We start from the raw sequence: 16,438 nt of genomic DNA on the forward strand, positions 1-16,438 counted from the left end.
TGTCGCCGCGGCGGGGCCGGAGGTTCATGCGATCAGTGGTCCATGCCGGTGATCACCCGCTCGACCGCCTCGACGCTGGTGGTCTTCGGGTCGATGTCGTCGGCGACCACGGTGCCGCGGCGCAGCACGACGATGCGGTCGACCACCTGGAAGACGTGGTGGATGTTGTGGGCGATGAAGATGCAGCTGTGGCCGGAATCCCGCGCGTTGCGGGCGAAGCGCAGCACCCCTTGGGTCTCGGCGACGCCCAGGTTGTTGGTCGGCTCGTCGAGGATGATCAGTTCGCTGTCGAAATACATCGCCCGCGCGATCGCCACCGCCTGGCGCTCGCCGCCGCTGAGCGAGGCGATCGGCGTGTTGGTCGGCAGGTTCTTGGTGATGCCGACCTGCAGCAGCAGCTCGCGGGCCACCCGGCTCATCAGCTTGTGGTCCAGCCGGTTGAAGAACTTCGGGCCGACCACCGGCTCGCGGCCGAGGAACAGGTTGCGCGCGATCGACAGTTCGGTGACCAGCGCCGAATCCTGGTAGATGGTCTCGATGCCCAGGTTGATGGCGTCGGTGGTGCTGGCGATGCTGACCTTCCGGCCGCGCATGTAGATCTCGCCGCCGGTGGCGGGCACTGCGCCCGACAGTACCTTGATCAGGGTCGACTTGCCGGCGCCGTTGTCGCCGAGCAGGCCGACGATCTCGCGCTCGTTGACGGTCAGCGTCACATTCTCCAGCGCCTGCACCTTGCCGTAGAACTTGGAGATGTTCTGCATGCGGATCAGCTCGCCCATGACCTATCTCCCCTCCTGGTGGCGCCGGTCGAGCCAGGAATGCAGCGCCATCATGCCCAGGATGATGGCCCCGATGAAGATGTTGTAGGCCAGCCCCGGCACGCCGATCAGCACGATGCCGTTGCGCATCAGCCGCAGGATGAAGATGCCGATCACGGTGCCGATGATGGTGCCGCGGCCGCCGGTCAGCGCGGTGCCGCCGATCACCACCATGGCGATGACCTCCAGCTCGTAGCCGGTGCCGCTGTTCGGGTTGGCGGCCGAGGTGCGGATCGAGCTGATGATGCCGGCGAAACCGGCCATGCAGGCCGACAGGATGAACAGCGCCACCTTGGTGCGCGCCACTTTCACGCCGCGGGCGCGCGCCGCGTTGGCGTTGCCGCCCGAGGCCTGGATCCAGTTGCCGGCCTTGGTCTGGGTCAGCACGTAGCCCAGCACCACCGCGGCCAGCACGAACCAGGGCAGCGACATGAAGATGCGCAGGTCGCCAATGAAAAAGTCGCCGACCAGCACCTGGGCTATCCACAGACCCTCGGCGTTCCAGGTGCGCTGCGGGAAACCGTCGGTGACGTAGAGGGCGATGCCGCGCACCACCAGCAGCATGCCGAGGGTGACCAGGAACGACGGGATGCGCAGCCGGGTGACGAACAGCCCGCTGACCAGCCCGATCGCCGCGGCGGTCAGCATCGCGGCCAGGAAGGCGGCCTCGATCGGCAGCACCTGCTCGTTGTACAGGGTCCACATCAGCACCGGGCAGAAACCGAACACCGAGCCGACCGACAGGTCGAACTCGCCCGAAGTCATCAGCAGGGTCATCGCCAGCGCGATCAGGCCCAGCTCGACGGTGAAGGCGAACAGGTTGCTGATGTTCAGGATCGACATGTAGTCGGGGTTGATCGACGTGAACACGACGATCATGCCGACCAGCAGCACGAAGGGCCCGAACTCGGGCTTGGCGACCAGCCGCAACAGGGATGTATGGTTCACGTGAGGTCCCCCGCCGCACCCGTGAGACGGGCGCGTTCGCTCGAAGGGGCCGCGGCGGCGGTGCCGCCGCGGCCGTCAGGGTCGTCGGCCTACTTGCCGGACATGATGTCGTCGTAGACCTGGGCGGTGGAGGCGTCGTACAGCGCGCCGGTCAGCACGTCGAAGCCGGCCGGAACGCCGTTGACCTCCATCGCCGCCAGCGACAGCGCGATGTAGCTGGTCGCGTGCGGGTCCTGCCACATCGCCGCGTTGACATAGCCCTGCAGCACCTCCTGGGTGGTGTCGAGCGAGTTGCCCCAGCCGACCACCGGGATCTCGCCGGGCTGGATGCCGGACTGGTCGAACACGCGCTTGATGCTGCCGGTGACCATGTCGCCGAGGCCGATGATGGCGTCGACTTCGGCGCGATTGGCGGTCAGGTAGTCGGTCATACGGGTGATGACCTCGGCCTGGTCGAGGGTGGCGTCGGTCACCTCCCAGGTGATGCCGAGCGGCTCGAACACCGTGGCGATGCCCTGCTCCTCCTGCACGCCGTAGGTGGCGCCGGGCACCTCGACCGGCATCCAGACGAAGTCGCCGGCCTCGACCAGGCCGTTGTCGACCAGGTACTGCGCCCAGCGGCGGCCGGCGTCGACCAGGTCCATGCCGACATAGGCGTCGAAGTCGGCCGACGGGTCCGGCGTATTCATGTTGATGATCGGAATGCCGAGCGCCTTGGCTTCGGCGACCACCTCGACCAGGCTGCCCGGGTCGGGGCTGGAGCTGACGATGCCGTCGGCGCCCGCCGCGATGGCGGCGCGAACGGCTTCCTGCTGCGAGGCGACGTCGCCGTTGTGGAACGACGTGTTGACGGTCTGGCCGGTGTCGGCCGCCCACATCTCCGCGCCTTGCAGGAAGTAGGTCCACACCGGGTCGGCCGGCGAGCCGTGCGAGATCCAGTAGAAGGTCCTCGGCCCGTCCTGGGCCAGGGCCGGCACGGCGGCCGCCCCGGCCAGCACGGTCGCGGCCAGCAGCATTCCGAAGTTCTTGCGCATTTCACTCCCCTCACGTTCCGTTTGCGTTTTCGACCCGAGGTTCAGATCCTCGTCTTGTTGTCGCGTGGGCGGCATTGTTCGGCCGTCCGGCCTCCGCCCCGAGCGAATGAGTGTGTCACATCTCGCGACGGCCCGGTATGGCGGCGACATCCGCGCCGCCCGGCTGCGGGCTCATGGCAGGTTCTCGCGCAGAAAGACCTCGATGCGGATCGGGGAGGCCGGCGCCGCGTCGTGCTCGCCGACGGCGGCGTCGCGCAGCAGGCGGATCGCCTGGCGCGCCTCGGCGGCGGCGTCCTGGTTGATGGCGGCGTCCATCACGCCGTCGACCAGGAAACGGCGCGAATGCTCGGTCAGCTCATGGCCGACGAAGACGACATCCTGCGTCCGGCCGTGGGCGATCAGCGCCTGCGCGACCCCGCGGTTGCCGCCGCCGATCGAGTAGATGCCGACCAGGTCGGCGTGGCTGCGCAGCAGCTCGTCGACCCGCGCCTGGCTCTTGGCCACGTCGTCCTGCACCTCGCTGACCCCGATGATCTCGTACTGGCGGAAATCCTCGCGGAAGATGTGGCGGAACCCCATCTCGCGCTCCTCGTGGCCGCGATAGCTCAGGCTGCCGGCCAGCAGCGCCACCTTGCCGCGCGACGCCCGCAGGAATCGCCCCATCAGATAGCCGGCGGTGCGTCCTGCGGCGCGGTTGTCGATGCCGACATAGCTGCGCCGGCCGGTCCCCGGCAGGTCCGACAGCAGGGTGACGGCCGGCACGCCGCTGCGTTCCAGCCCGGTCATCGCCTCGCGCACCGCCGGGTGGTCGATCGCCACGAAGGCGACGCCGTCGGCGGCACTGGCCGCCGCGGTCAGCGCCGCGCTCAGCGCGATCGGGTCGAAGCCCGGTATCCGCCGCACCCGGGCATCGACCCGTCCCTCCGGCCAGCTGGCCGCCGCCGCGGCAAGCTCGGCCTCGAGCATGTTGATGAAGGTGTTGGTCCCCTGCGGCAGCACGATGTCGAACGTCACCGGCCGCTCCCGCGGCCGCGCCGCGACCGGGTCGGTGATCGCGCCAAGCTTCTGCATGACGCGCATGACCTGGCCGGCGGTGCGCGCATGCACGCCGGACCGCTTGTTCACGACGCGGTCGACCGTCGCCACGCTGACGCCGGCATGCCGCGCAATCTCTTTCAGGGTTACTCGCATCGGACATCAAAAAAGACATCATGCGCCGGCACAGCCTGTCAAGTACAGCCGGAGAAGCCCGGATTCCGTGCCAATCCGCGCATCGCGCGCTGGCGGCAACCGTAACGGCCGAGGGCGGCTGCGGCCGACCAAGACAATTGACATCATAACCCCTCAATCATAGCGTTCGGAAAAATGGCGGCCGCGGATGGCACGCGCCGCGACGAGGGGGAGGACGATGCCGCAGACCGACGCGCTCGGGTTCGTGCCCGACGCACCGATCAGGTGCCGCGACTTCGCGATCGGCGCGGTCGGCGCCGGGTTCATCATGGCGGACGTGCAGTTGGCGGCTTACAAGGACGCCGGCTTCCCGGTCGCGGCCATCGCCTCGCGCACGCCGGCGCACGCGGCGGAGGTGGCCAGGCGCTGGGGCATCGCCACGGTGCACGACACGCCCGAGCGGCTGATCGAGGATCCGTCGGTCCAGATCCTGGACATCGCCTTTCCGCCGGACCTGCAGCCGGCGCTGATCCGCCACGCGCTGCGCCAACCGCACATCAAGGCGATCCTGGCGCAGAAGCCGCTGGCGATGAACTTCGCCGACGCCAAGGCGCTGGTCGCCGATGCCGAGGCCGCCGGCAAGGTGCTGTCGGTCAACCAGAACATGCGCTACGACCAGTCGATGCGGGTGCTGAAGCAATTGCTGGAACGCAATGCGCTGGGCAGGCCGGTGATCGCCACCATCGAAATGCGCGCGATCCCGCACTGGCAGCCGTTCCTGGCCGAATACGACCGGCTGACGCTGCTCAACATGAGCATCCACCATCTCGACGTGCTGCGCTTCCTGTTCGGCGACCCGCTGGACGTGTACACCGCGGTCCGCACCGATCCGCGCACCGCGTTCCCGCACAGGGACGGCATCTGCGCCTCCACCCTGCGCTTCCCCGGCGAGGTGATGGCGGTCAGCCTGGAGGACGTGTGGGCGAGCCCGACCGGGGAGGGCTTCGAGTCCGACATCTACATCAAGTGGCGGGTCGAGGGCACCGAGGGCCTGGCCCAGGGCACCATCGGCTGGCCGGACTATCCGGACGGCAGCCCCAGCACGCTGCGCTACTGCGCGCCGTCGACCGGCGGGAAATGGGTACAGCCGACGTGGGAGACGCGCTGGTTCCCCCATGCCTTCGCCGGCGTGATGGAGCAGTTGCAGCATGCGCTGGCCACCGGCAGCCGGCCGGCGCTGACCGGCGCCGACAACGTCAAGACCATGGCGCTGATCGAGGCGGCCTATCGCTCGGCCGCCGAAGGGCGCGCCGTCAAGCTCAGCGAATTCGGGATCTAACCGGGCCGCGCCCGGACGGGAGGAGGGACCACCATGCTGCAAGTCGGCATCTTCACAGGCTATTTCCCCTACACGCTGGAGGAAACGGCCAAGCGTATCGCCAGCCACGGCTTCACCACCGTGCAGCTGGACCTGTCGTTCAAGGACATGGACCTGGCAACGGACCAGATCACCAAGGCGAAGTGCCGCAAGATCCGCGACACCTTCCGCGACCACAACCTGCCGATCTGCTGCATCTCCGGCTATTCCAACATCGTCAGCCCCGACCCGGACAAGCGCAAGGCGATCCTCGAGCGGCTGAAGGTGCAGCTGCGCCACGCCCGGGACCTGGGCACGCCCTACGTCATCAGCGAGACCGGCACCTACGATACCGAGAGCGACTGGGTCGCCCATCCGAAGAACAAGACCGAGGCGGGCTACGAGGACTGCTGCAAGGTGATCGGCGAGCTGGCCAAGGAGGCGCACGACCACGGCGCGCGGTTCCTGCTCGAGACTTACGTCAACAACGTGATCGGCTCGGTGCAGGAGACGCTGCGCCTGTTCGCCGACGTCAACCATCCCGGCCTCGGCCTGCTGATGGACCCGACCAACTATTTCGAGGATCACAACATCGACGACATGGACGGCGAGCTGAACCGGATCTTCGATGCGCTCAGCGACAAGATCTGCATCGCCCACGCCAAGGACGTGATGCGCTCGGGCGGCAGCACCGAGGAGAAGCATGCCGACATCGACGCCTCGGAGGCGCACAGCTTCCGCGGCGTCGGCGCCATCGAGCTGCCGGCGCCGGGTCTGGGGTCGCTGAACTATAACCTCTACCTTGAGCGGCTGTCGGAGCATCACCCCAACATCCCGATCATCATCGAGCACCTCGACGAGGCCGACGTCCCGCGGGCGAAGTCGTTCCTCGACGGGAAGTGCAAGGAAGTCGGGGTCTGACCGCAGGCGCGGCCGACCGTCGGTTCCGGGATCCATGCTTCTGCATTGAACCGCGCCGGGCTATGCTGCGACCCATGCTCATCGGCGCCGCGCCGCTGTGCGCGTGCGCACTGAACCGGGCGCGGGCGGCTGCTATGCATGACCGGGCCCAAGGCGAGGAATGCGGCGATGTGTGGGAAGGTTGAGCTGGTGACGGGCGTTCATACCGCGATGCGCGGTGTGATCGCCGGAATCGCGGTGATCGGCGTGGCGGTGATGCTGGCCGGCTGCGGCGTGGTCGATGCGGCCGGCAGCGTGGTCGGCGGCGCCGTCGACCTGACCGTCGATGCGGTCGACACCACCACCGACATCGTCACCGCGCCGCTCTAGGCGTCGTCGTAACCGTAGCGGCGCACATAGGGCGCCAGCATCGGCAGCACCGGCGCAATCTCCCGCGCATAGTTCCTCCAGCGGCCGACCGCCCGCGCGCTGACCGGCGCGCTGACCGCATCGCGGCTGGGCGTGCTAATCGGCCGCGCCGCCGCCCTGGCGGCGAAATCCCCGACCCCCGCATTCCAGTCGGCGCCGACGAAGCGCAGCAGCCGGCGCGCGGTCGCCTCGAAGTCGGCGACCAGATCCTCGTAGCGCAGGACCAGCGTCGGCGTCGGCAGGTCGGGCGCCAGCCGCTGCCAGAGGTCGGCCATGGCGGCATAGGTCGCGGCCGCGTCCGCCAGCGTCAGCAGGTGCACCGTGGCGGGGTCCGGCGCGAAATACTGCATGAAGGCGCTGAGGCAGGCGTCGCGCGGATCGCGGACCATCAGCAGCACCGGTGCGGCCGGGAACAGGCGGGCGACGAGCGGCAGCTCGATCAGGTTCCACGGCTGCTTGTCGACGAGGCGCAGGCCCCGCGCCAGGGTGGGGAACCGGCTTTCCGCCTGCTGCCAGTAGTCCGCGCGCAGCCGTGCGGCAGCGTCCGCGCCGAGGTCGGCGAGGCTGGCCGGATAGCCTTCGCCCAGGCTGCGCGCCAGTCGGCCGATAAGCGGCGCCTCGTCGCTGGTGACGAAGCCGCCCTGGGCGGCGAGCACCTGTTCGACCAGCGTGGTGCCGGAGCGCGGGAAGCCGACGACGAACACCGGCGGCACGCGATCGTCCGCATGCGGCGCCGGTGCCTGGACGGCCTCGGCCGGCAGGGCCGCCATTGCCGCGATGCGCCGGCCGAGCCAGGTGCGCCGTGCCGGGTCCTGCGGCATCAGGCCGGCCTGCAACCGGTTCGACTCCGCGAACCGCGCGAAGGCGGCACGATATTCGCCGAGCCGGTCGAGCGCATGGCCGAGCTCGGTCAACGCCTCCACCGCGATGGCCGGGTCCGTTTCGTCCGCCAGCAGCGCCTCCAGGCGCATGCGGGCCTCGGCGGTCGCACCTTCGGCGGCCAGCAGCTGGGCCTCGGTCAGCCGGGCGACGGCATGGCACGGGTCGAGGGCCAGGGCGCGGGCCGCATGGCGGCGCGCCTCGTCGGGCCGGCGCAGCTCCTGCAGCGACTGGGCCGCGACGGCATGGGCCTCGATATGATCATGATCATATGACAGCGCGCGGCGGCAGTGCGCCTCGGCCGCGGCGGGATCGTGGCGCAGCATGGCCAGCTTGGCGCGGTCGACATGCGCCTGCGGCAGCGCGGGCTGCAGCGTCAGCGCCCGCAGCAGCGCGGCATCCGCACCGGCCGGGTCGCCGGCCGCGGCCAGCGCCTGGCCGAGGGCGAGCTGGGCCGGCGCGGCGACGGGGTCGAGCCGGCAGGCGGCGCGCAGGTCGTCGAGCGCGTCCGCCCGGCCCGCCGCCAGCCGCAACCGGCCACGGGCGAGGCGGGCGCGGGGGTCGTTCGGCGCCTGCGCCAGCGCACGGTCGAGCAGGGCCATCGCCTCGCCGCGCCGCGGTCCGGCGGCGAGCAGCATCGCCAGCGTGACCAGGGCGGGGACATGGCCGGGCTCCGAATGCAGCAGCGCGTCGAGCTGCCCGACCGCCGCGTCGCTGTCGCCCGCCTTGCGCAGCGCCTCGGCCAGGTTGAAGCGGGCGGCGGCCGCACCGGGCTGCAGATCGGCGATCAGCCGGAAATGGGCGATCGCGGCGGCGTGGTCGCCGCGCCGCGAAGCCGCCGCGCCGGCAAGCCGCAGGGCGGCGACGTCGTGCGGGTCCTGCGCCAGCGCGACGCCGGCCAGCCGCTCGGCCTCGGCCGCATCGCCGCGTTGCCAGGCGTCGGTTGCGGCCTGGAGGGTCTCGCCGATCATCGGGCGCCGCGCGCGGCCATGCTCAGCCGTGGCCGCCGCCCTGGGCGGTGAACAGGCGGACCTCGTCGCCGGGCTGCAGCGCGACGCCGCTGGCAAAGGCGAGCAGCCGCTCCTGCGCCTGTCCGCCGGGCGTGATGCCGACACCGTTGACGCCGCCGGGCGCCCCGCCGGCAAGCGGCCACACCGGCACCCGTGTGCGGCCATAGCCGACCGACAGGGTGGCCGGCGCGCGCAGGCGCAACAGCGTCTCGACGCCGCAGCCGCCGCGCCGTCCCGTGCCGCCCGCGGCTGCATCGGCGCGCAGCGTCTTGCGGCCGACCAGATGGCCGTAGCGCGCCTCGGCGATCTCGACCGGGCAGTTGTATGTCTCGCCATGGCTGGCCGAGAACATCGCGTCGAGCCCGTCGCGCGCCGCGGTGGCGCCCCAGCCGCCCTGCTGCGGCTCGACCATGGTGTAGGCGCGGCCGCTGTCGGCGTGGCGCCCGGCCAGCACCGTGCCGCAGATCGAGGCGAAGTGCCCGGCCGGCAGCCGCTCTGGCATCGCCTCGGCGAGGCAGCGCCACAGCAGGTCGAACAGCCGGATGCGGGTTTCGAAGTAGTAGCCGTGCGGCGCCGGCTCGCGGGCATGGAACACGCTGCCCGGCCGGGTCAGCACTTCCAGTGCGCGGTACGAGCCGGCATTGGCCTGGCGCGACGGGTCGGTCAGTGCCTTGAAGATCATCTGCGCCGCGATCACCGCGCCGTCGCGGCTGGTGTTCCACGGTCCGTCCGACTGGTCCGGCGCCTCGGTCAGGTCGACGGTGAAGCGGTCCGGCGCGACCGCGATCGCCGCCCGCCAGACGGGGCCGTGGTCCTGCTCCTCCGCGATCCGATAGCGGCGGGGCGGCAGCGCGGCCAGCCCGGCGGCGGCGCGCCCGGCGGCGCGGTCGAACGCGCGCTGCAGCGCGGCGTCGTAGGCGGCACGGCCGTGGCGCTGCACCACCTCGGCAATCCGCGCCGCGCCGCGCCGGCCGGCGGCGACCTGGGCCCACAGGTCGCCGGCCAGGATGTCGGGCAGCCGGGAGTTGGCGCGGATCAGCTCCAGCACCGGCGTGACCGGCCGGCCGCGGTCGAACAGCTTCACCGCCGGCAGCCGCAGGCCTTCCTGGTGGATATCGGTGGCGTCGACCGCCATCGAGCCGGCGACCCGGCCGCCGATGTCGGACCAGTGGGCGATGGACGCGGCCCAGGCCACCGGCGCGCCGCCGGCGAACACGGGCTGGGCGACCACGGCGTCGTTCAGGTGGGTGACGGCGCCGTGATAGGGGTCGTTGGTCAGGAAGATGTCGCCGTCGGCGATGTCGCCGGCGAAGCGGCCGGCAATGTGGCGGACCGCCTTGTCGAGCACGCCGACGAAGGTGGGGATGCCGGCGCCGGAGCTGATCAGGTTGCCGGCGGCATCGGTCAGCCCGGTGCCGACGTCGAGCACCTCATAGATGATCGGGCTCATGGCGGTGCGGCGCAGAACGGCGAACATCTCGTCGGCCGCCGCCGTCAGCGCCGCCTCGACGATCTCGAGCGTGAAGGTGTCGGGCGCGGCCGGGCCGCGCATCTCAGGCTCCGCCCGTGCCGAAGCCGCGGCCGCGGTGATCCGGGCGTGCACCGGCCGTCGTCACGCGTCCAGCCCGTAGACCTCGCGCGCCCGTTTCCGGCTCAGCAGCCCGTCGCGGATGTCGCGGCGCACGGCCTCCGGATCGCGCTGGCGCGGGTCGCCCAGGCCGCCGCCGATGCCGGTGACCACCCGGATGACGTCGTCCCTGGCCGTCTTCAGGCCGGAGACGAAGGCGTAGCGCTCGGCGGAGCCGTCGCCGCGGATCACCTCGACATAGTTGGGCGAGCCGTCGCGGCCGCCGTCGACGCCCCAGGCCGGGAACTTCGAGCGGGTGTAGCCGACGGTGAGGAAGCCGCCGTCGGCGCGCACGCGGTAGTCGAGCACGATGCCGCGGCCTCCGGTCCAGCGGCCCTCGCCGCCGGGCGCCTCGTTCAGCTGCATGCGGTCGATGGTCAGCCCGTTGCGCGCCTCGGAAATCTCGGCCGGACAGTTGAAGGTCTCGCCGTGGAAGCCGCAAAACATCGCGGTGTTGCCGTCGCGGCCGTGGGCGGCGCCCCAGCCGCCGAGCTGCGGCTCGATGATGGTGTAGGTGCGGCCGGTGTCCGGGTGCCTGCCGCCGATGAAGGTGCCGCAGACCGAGGCGAAGTGACCGGCCGGCAGCACATCGGGCATGTGCGGCGCCAGGCAGCGCCACATCAGGTCATAGGCCCGCAGCTCGATCTCGTAGTAGAAGCCGACCGGCGCCGGTTCCTTGGCGTGGAACACCGTGCCCTCGGCGGTCAGCAGCTCGATCGGGCGGAAGCTGCCCTCGTTGCACGGCGAATAGGGGTCGGTGATCGACTTCAACAGCATCTGCGCGCAGACCATCACGCCGTCGCGCGAGGTGTTGACCGGCCCGGTCGACTGAGGCGGGTTGTCGCGCAGGTCGACGGTGAAGCGGTCGGGCGCGATGGTGATCCTGACGTTGAAGCGCGCGCCGTCGTCCTGCTCCTCGGTCAGCTCCCAGGTGCCGTGCGGCAGCTTCCTCAGCGCAGCCAGCGAGGTCTGCTCGCCATAGTCCATGAACGCGTCGATGGCGGCGGCGAAGGTGTCGACGCCGTATTTCGCGGCCAGCCCCTCCAGCCGGCGCGCGCCGATGCGGACCGCGGCGATGGCCGCCCACAGGTCGCCGGTCAGGTAGTCGGGCATGCGCGAGTTGACGGTCAGGATGTCGAGCACGCCCTGGATCGGCTTGCCGCGCGCGATCATCTTGATCGCCGGGATGCGCACGCCTTCCTGGTAGATCTCGGTCGCCTCGCCGGTCAGCGAGCCGGGCGCCATGCCGCCGACGTCGGAATAGTGCGCGATGGTCGCGGTCCAGGCGATCAGCCGGCCGCCGGCGAACACCGGCATCGCCAGCACGATGTCGTTGAGGTGGGTGACGCCGCCCCAATAGGGGTCGTTGGTGGCGAACACGTCGCCGGGCTCGATCTGGTCGGCCGGGAACTTGGCCAGCAGCACCTTCACCGCCTTGTCGAGCACGCCGACGAAGGCAGGAATGCCGGCGCCGGACGAGGCCAGCCGGCCCTGGCCGTCCATGATGCCGGTGCCCATATCGAGCACCTCGTAGATGATCGAGCTCATCGCGGTCTTGCGCATCGCCGCGAACATTTCGTCGGCGGTGGCCTGCAGCGCGTTCTGGATGATGTCCAGCGTGATCGGATCGTAGGCCTGCATGAGTCCGCTCCTGCCCGGGATCGGCGCCACTCTGCGCCTCCCCACGCGCGCCCCGGGGGCGACGCGCATTCGGCAGAGGATGGCGCCCGCGCAACGCCGCGCTAGAATAGGCCTGCGCGCGCCCACCGACAACTGCGCGCCGCCGGCACGAGGCACTCGGATGACAGCCGCTATCGCAGCGCCCACCCTCGACACCCGCCCCCTCGGCCCGTTCGGCGTCGAGATCCGCGGCGTCGACCTCGGCGGCGGCATCGACGATGGCCTGGGCGACGCGATCGGGCGCGCCTTCCTCGACCACCAGCTGCTGCTGTTCCGCGACCAGGCGCTGAACCCTGCCGCGCAGGTCGCCTTCGCCCGCCGCTTCGGCGAGGTGCAGGTCCACGTCATGAACCAGTACCACGACGGCGGACTGCCGGAGCTCTACGTGCTGTCCAACCGCGGGCCGGACGGGCGGCCGAACGGCCGGCATCCCGACAAGGGCACGCTGTACTGGCACACCGACAACTCGTGGTCGCGGGTCACCGGGCATGCCACCTTCCTCTACGTCGAGGCGGCGCCCGCCGAGGGCGGCGGCACCGAGTGGGCCGACATGTATGCCGCCTATGACCGGCTCGACCCGGCCGAGCGCGACCGGCTTTCCGGCCTGCGCGCGGTGCACAACCTCGATTTCTCGCGCACCCGGCGGCACGGCCACGACCCGATGACCGACGAACAGCGTAGGCAGAAGCCGCCGGTCGACCACCCGATCGTCCGCACCCACCCGGAGACCGGCCGCAAGTGTCTCTACCTCGGCGACCATGCCGAGACCATCCAGGGCATGGACTACGCCGAGGGCCGGGCGCTGGTGCAGGCGATCAACGATCGCATCGTGACGCCGGACATCGTCACCGGTCATCGCTGGCGGGCAGGCGACTTCGTGGTCTGGGACAACCGCTGCCTGCTGCACCGCGCGCAGCCCTACGACCCGGCGAAGGACATCCGCGTCATCCGCCGCTGCACCACCCTGGGCGAGGTGCCGCACTGACGCGGCGGTACGCTCCGCCGCCGCTCGGCCCCGTGGCCGTCGGCGCCGGGCCGGTCCTGGCGCTTTCCGTCATGGTCGGGCTTGTCCGACCATTGGATGCTTGATGCGAAGGATATGCAAGATTAAGGCGTGGATGGTCGGGACAAGCCCGACCATGACGCCGTGGGGGACTCTGGCTGAGCGTGGCGGCGCTGAGCGCAAGGGCGCGGCCGGCCCCGGGTCACACCTCCCGGATCGCGATCACGATGTTGCCCCAGCGGTCCATCTCGGCGGTGTCGCCGGGGTGGACGACGACGGTGGTGCCGGATTCCTCGATCACGGCCGGGCCGGGGATGCGCATGCCGGGTTCCAGCAGGGCGTGGTCGTAGATCGCGGTGTCGTGCACGCCCTCCAGCGCGAAGTCGACCGGGCGCGACGGCTTGCGCGCGTCGTCCAGCCTGCGCCCGGTCATCGGCTTCTCGGCGGGCGCCAGCTTGCCGACCTCGGACGAGGCGACCAGGTGCAGGCCGACGAACTCGACCGGGGCGTCGAGGCGGTAGGTGTATTCGCGCTCATAGGCCTGGTGGAAGCTGTCGGCGATGGCCGGGATCGCGCCGGCGTCGATGCCGCCGGCCGGCAGCGGCACCTCGACCGAATGCTCCTGATTCTGGTAGCGGAACTTGCCGTAGCGCTGGAAACGCACCGCGTCGGCCGCGATGCCCTCGGCGCGGAATTGGCTGCGGGCGTCGGCCTCGACCTCGTCGACCAGGGCCGCGATCGTCCCGGCCTGGGCCGGCACGAAATCGGTCAGCCGGGTGACGAAATAGTCGCGGCGCAGGTCCGACACCATCATGCCCCAGGCCGAGAACACGGCGGCGCCGTCCGGGATCACCACCTTGCGCACGCCGAGCTCGCGCGCCAGCGCGCAGGCGTGCATCGCGCCGCCGCCGCCAAAGGCGACCAGGGTGAATTCGCGCGGGTCGTGGCCGCGGTTGACCGAGACCAGCTTCAGCGCGTTGACCATGTTGGCGTTGGCGATCCTGATCACGCCGCGGGCGGCGTCGATGCGATCCACATTCAGCCGCGCCGCCAGTCGGTCGAGCGCGGCGTCGGCCGCGTCCATGTCGGCCTCGACCTCGCCGCCGCAGAAATAGTCGCGGTTGATGCGGCCCAGCGCCAGGTTGGCGTCGGTGGTGGTGACCTGGTCGCCGCCGCGGCCATAGGCGGCCGGGCCCGGGCTGGCGCCGGCCGACTGCGGCCCGACATGCAGCTTGCCGAAGTCGTCGACCCAGGCGATGGAGCCGCCGCCGTTGCCGATCTCGACCAGGTCGACCACCGGCACCATGATCGGATAGCCGGCCGAGGTGCGATCCCGCTCGATCCAATAGTCGGTCATGATGTTGACCGCGCCGTCCAGGATCAGGCTGCACTTCGCCGTGGTGCCGCCGATGTCGAGCGCGATCACGTTGGGCTCGCCGATCATCCGGCCCAGCGCGGCCGCGCCCCACACGCCGGAGGCCGGCCCGCTCTCGACCATGGTGATCGGGATCTCGCGGGTATGCTCCGCGGTGTCGACGCCGCAGTTCGACTGCATGACGTAGAAGCGGCCCTTGAAGCCGCGGTCGGACAGGCCCTGCTGCAGCCGGGTGAGATAGCGCTCGGCCACCGGCTGGACATAGGCGGAGAGGACGGCGGTGGACGTGCGTTCGTATTCGCGCCACTCGCGGGTGATCTGGTGCGAGGCGACGGCGGAGACCCCGTTCCACAGCCGGCGCACCGCGGCCAGCACCGCCTGCTCCTGCTCCGGCCGCGCATAGCTGTGCAGCAGGCAGATCGCCACCGCCTCCACCCCCTCGGCCTTGAAGTCGGCGACGATCTCCGGCAGGCCGCCGAGGTCGACCGGCACCTGCTCGGCGCCGAGGAAGGTGGCGCGGCCCGGCACCTCGCGCCGCAGGTGGCGCGGCACGAACGGCTTCGGCTTCTGGTAGTTCAGGTTGAAGAAGTCGGGCCGGTTGCCGCGGGCGATCTCCAGCACGTCGCGGAAGCCCTCGGTGGTGATCAGGCCGACCTTGGCGCCCTTGCGCTCGGTCAGCGCGTTGATCACCACGGTGGTGCCGTGGGCGAGGAAATCGATCGCGGCCGGGTCGACGCCGCCCTTCTCCAGCACTTGCAGCACGCCGACCTCGAAGTCCGGCGGCGTGGTATCGGTCTTGGCGGTGCGCACGGTCTGCCGGCCGGTGGCCGGGTCGGTCTCGAAATAGACCAGGTCGGTGAAGGTGCCGCCGACGTCGGTGGCGACGCGGATGCTGGTCATGCCGTCCCCATCACGTTGCGGCAGGCCGCGGCCAGCGCGGGCTGCATCTCGTCCATCAGCGCCTCAAGCGCCGCCACCCGTTCGGGCGTGAACCAGCCGGCCTGGTGCAGGATGTTGACCGTGCCGACGACGGTACCGCCGTCCGCGATCGGCAGGTTGACCGCAGACTCGCAGCCCAGCGACCGGATCAGCTCATGGTCGAAGAACACGGCGGCGACGCCGGCATGGTCGTTGGCGACGAAGGTCTCGCCGCGGTCGACCACCTGGGCGAACCAGTCGTTGGCCTGGATCGGCTTGGCGCCGGAGACCGGGTAGTCGACCGGGTGCGAGGTATAGGCGCGGCGGGCCAGGCCGGCCGCGCGGTCGAGGGTCAGGACGGTGAACAGCCGCGTCCCGACCGCCGCGTCGGCGCGGCGGTGGAACGCGGCGAAGGCGTCCTCGCCGGTGCGTCCGGCGATGCGGTCGCGCATCTGGGCTTCCTCCTTGGTGACGACCGGCACCGAGCCGATCAGCTCGCGGGTATAGGGATCGCGCGGCGCGGCGAACAGGTCCGCGGTGCCGGCCTCCTCGACGATGCGGCCGCCGCGCAGCACGCTGACCCGGTCGGCGACGTTGCGCACCACCGCCAGGTCGTGGGTGATGAAGACGTAGGTCAGGCCGTGCCGCCGCCGCAGGTCGGCCAGCAACGCCAGGATGCGGGCCTGCACCAGCACGTCGAGCGCGGACGTCGGCTCGTCGAGCACGATCGCTTCCGGCTCGCAGGCCAGCGCGCGGGCGATGGCGACCCGCTGGCGCTGGCCGCCGGACAGCGCCGCCGGCGACCGCCGGGCGAGGGCGGGGTCGAGCCCGACCTCCTCCAGCAGCGACGCCACCCGCCGCCGGCGCTCGGCGGGGGTGCCGATGCCGTGGACGTCGAGCGGCAGGCGCAGGCTGGCGCCGACGCTGCGGCGCGGGTTCAGCGCCGACAGCGGGTTCTGCTGCACCAGCTGGATCGCGCGGCGCTGCGGCAGGCTGCGGCGGGCGGGCAGGGCGGCGCCCTTGAACCGCACCGTGCCGCCGCTCGGCGGATAGACGCCGAGCAGGATGTTGCCCAGCGTGGTCTTGCCCGAGCCGGACTCGCCGACCAGCGCGTGGCAGCTGCCCGGGGCGATCGACAGCGACACGCCCGCCAGCGCGTGTACCGAGCGCCCGCCGACGCGGAACCGCTTCTCCACCGCCTCGAGCTCGAACAGCGCGTTCATCGCCGTTGACGTCCGCGATGCATCCACACGTCGTCATGCTCGGGACAAGCCCGGCCATGACGTGCAG

At 71.0% G+C, this 16,438-nt stretch carries 13 protein-coding genes; 4 read left to right on the top strand and 9 right to left on the bottom strand.

All coding sequences use genetic code 11. The features are described from left to right. Positions 1-32: 32 nt before the first annotated feature. The 4 genes from R3F55_06975 to R3F55_06990 all read right to left on the bottom strand — a co-directional run bounded on the left by R3F55_06975 (position 33) and on the right by R3F55_06990 (position 3,991). Entirely contained in the window at positions 33-779 is a 747-nt protein-coding gene (locus R3F55_06975) for an ATP-binding cassette domain-containing protein (protein ID MEZ5667162.1), read from the bottom strand. 3 nt (positions 780-782) lie between these two features. Next, positions 783-1,766, bottom strand: a complete 984-nt coding sequence (locus R3F55_06980; GenBank protein ID MEZ5667163.1) for an ABC transporter permease — start codon at positions 1,764-1,766, stop codon at positions 783-785. An 89-nt stretch (positions 1,767-1,855) separates the two neighbouring features. Further along, positions 1,856-2,800 carry a substrate-binding domain-containing protein gene (locus R3F55_06985; protein ID MEZ5667164.1) on the bottom strand — a complete coding sequence of 315 codons (945 nt, stop codon included), beginning with the start codon at positions 2,798-2,800 and terminating at the stop codon, positions 1,856-1,858. 171 nt (positions 2,801-2,971) lie between these two features. Further along, positions 2,972-3,991 carry a LacI family DNA-binding transcriptional regulator gene (locus R3F55_06990; protein MEZ5667165.1) on the bottom strand — a complete coding sequence of 340 codons (1,020 nt, stop codon included), beginning with the start codon at positions 3,989-3,991 and terminating at the stop codon, positions 2,972-2,974. 217 nt (positions 3,992-4,208) lie between these two features. On the opposite strand from R3F55_06990, the gene R3F55_06995 reads away from it, so the two are divergent. The 3 genes from R3F55_06995 (at position 4,209) to R3F55_07005 (ending at position 6,617) form a co-directional block, all read left to right on the top strand. Next, on the top strand, positions 4,209-5,309 hold the full coding sequence (locus R3F55_06995; GenBank protein ID MEZ5667166.1) for a Gfo/Idh/MocA family oxidoreductase: 1,101 nt from the start codon (positions 4,209-4,211) through the stop codon (positions 5,307-5,309). A 33-nt stretch (positions 5,310-5,342) separates the two neighbouring features. Further along, positions 5,343-6,248, top strand: coding sequence for a sugar phosphate isomerase/epimerase (locus tag R3F55_07000; protein ID MEZ5667167.1), 906 nt, complete (start codon positions 5,343-5,345; stop codon positions 6,246-6,248). 168 nt (positions 6,249-6,416) lie between these two features. Further along, positions 6,417-6,617 (top strand): hypothetical protein, encoded by a 201-nt coding sequence (locus tag R3F55_07005; GenBank protein MEZ5667168.1) that lies wholly within the window; start codon positions 6,417-6,419, stop codon positions 6,615-6,617. Here the strand turns inward: R3F55_07005 and R3F55_07010 are convergent. From R3F55_07010 to R3F55_07020, 3 genes are read right to left on the bottom strand one after another with little or no spacing between them, the layout of a single operon-like run. Continuing rightward, positions 6,614-8,506, bottom strand: a complete 1,893-nt coding sequence (locus R3F55_07010) for a sulfotransferase (protein ID MEZ5667169.1) — start codon at positions 8,504-8,506, stop codon at positions 6,614-6,616. The genes R3F55_07005 and R3F55_07010 overlap by 4 nt on opposite strands. 22 nt (positions 8,507-8,528) lie before the next feature. Further along, the gene (locus R3F55_07015; protein ID MEZ5667170.1) at positions 8,529-10,097 is read right to left on the bottom strand and encodes a hydantoinase B/oxoprolinase family protein; all 1,569 of its coding nucleotides are present in this window, start codon (positions 10,095-10,097) and stop codon (positions 8,529-8,531) included. A 60-nt stretch (positions 10,098-10,157) separates the two neighbouring features. Then, positions 10,158-11,813 carry a hydantoinase B/oxoprolinase family protein gene (locus R3F55_07020; protein ID MEZ5667171.1) on the bottom strand — a complete coding sequence of 552 codons (1,656 nt, stop codon included), beginning with the start codon at positions 11,811-11,813 and terminating at the stop codon, positions 10,158-10,160. 160 nt (positions 11,814-11,973) lie between these two features. Here R3F55_07020 and R3F55_07025 point away from each other — a divergent pair, with 160 nt between their 5' ends. Next, positions 11,974-12,837 (top strand): TauD/TfdA family dioxygenase, encoded by an 864-nt coding sequence (locus R3F55_07025; protein ID MEZ5667172.1) that lies wholly within the window; start codon positions 11,974-11,976, stop codon positions 12,835-12,837. Between the two features lie 220 nt (positions 12,838-13,057). On the opposite strand, the gene R3F55_07030 is transcribed toward R3F55_07025, so the two are convergent. Then, the gene (locus R3F55_07030; protein ID MEZ5667173.1) at positions 13,058-15,130 is read right to left on the bottom strand and encodes a hydantoinase/oxoprolinase family protein; all 2,073 of its coding nucleotides are present in this window, start codon (positions 15,128-15,130) and stop codon (positions 13,058-13,060) included. After that, the gene (locus R3F55_07035; GenBank protein MEZ5667174.1) at positions 15,127-16,371 is read right to left on the bottom strand and encodes an ATP-binding cassette domain-containing protein; all 1,245 of its coding nucleotides are present in this window, start codon (positions 16,369-16,371) and stop codon (positions 15,127-15,129) included. The genes R3F55_07030 and R3F55_07035 overlap by 4 nt, the downstream gene beginning before the upstream one ends. Positions 16,372-16,438 lie beyond the last annotated feature (67 nt).

Source organism: Alphaproteobacteria bacterium (genome assembly GCA_041396705.1).
In the GTDB taxonomy this organism is placed as follows: domain Bacteria; phylum Pseudomonadota; class Alphaproteobacteria; order CALKHQ01; family CALKHQ01; genus CALKHQ01.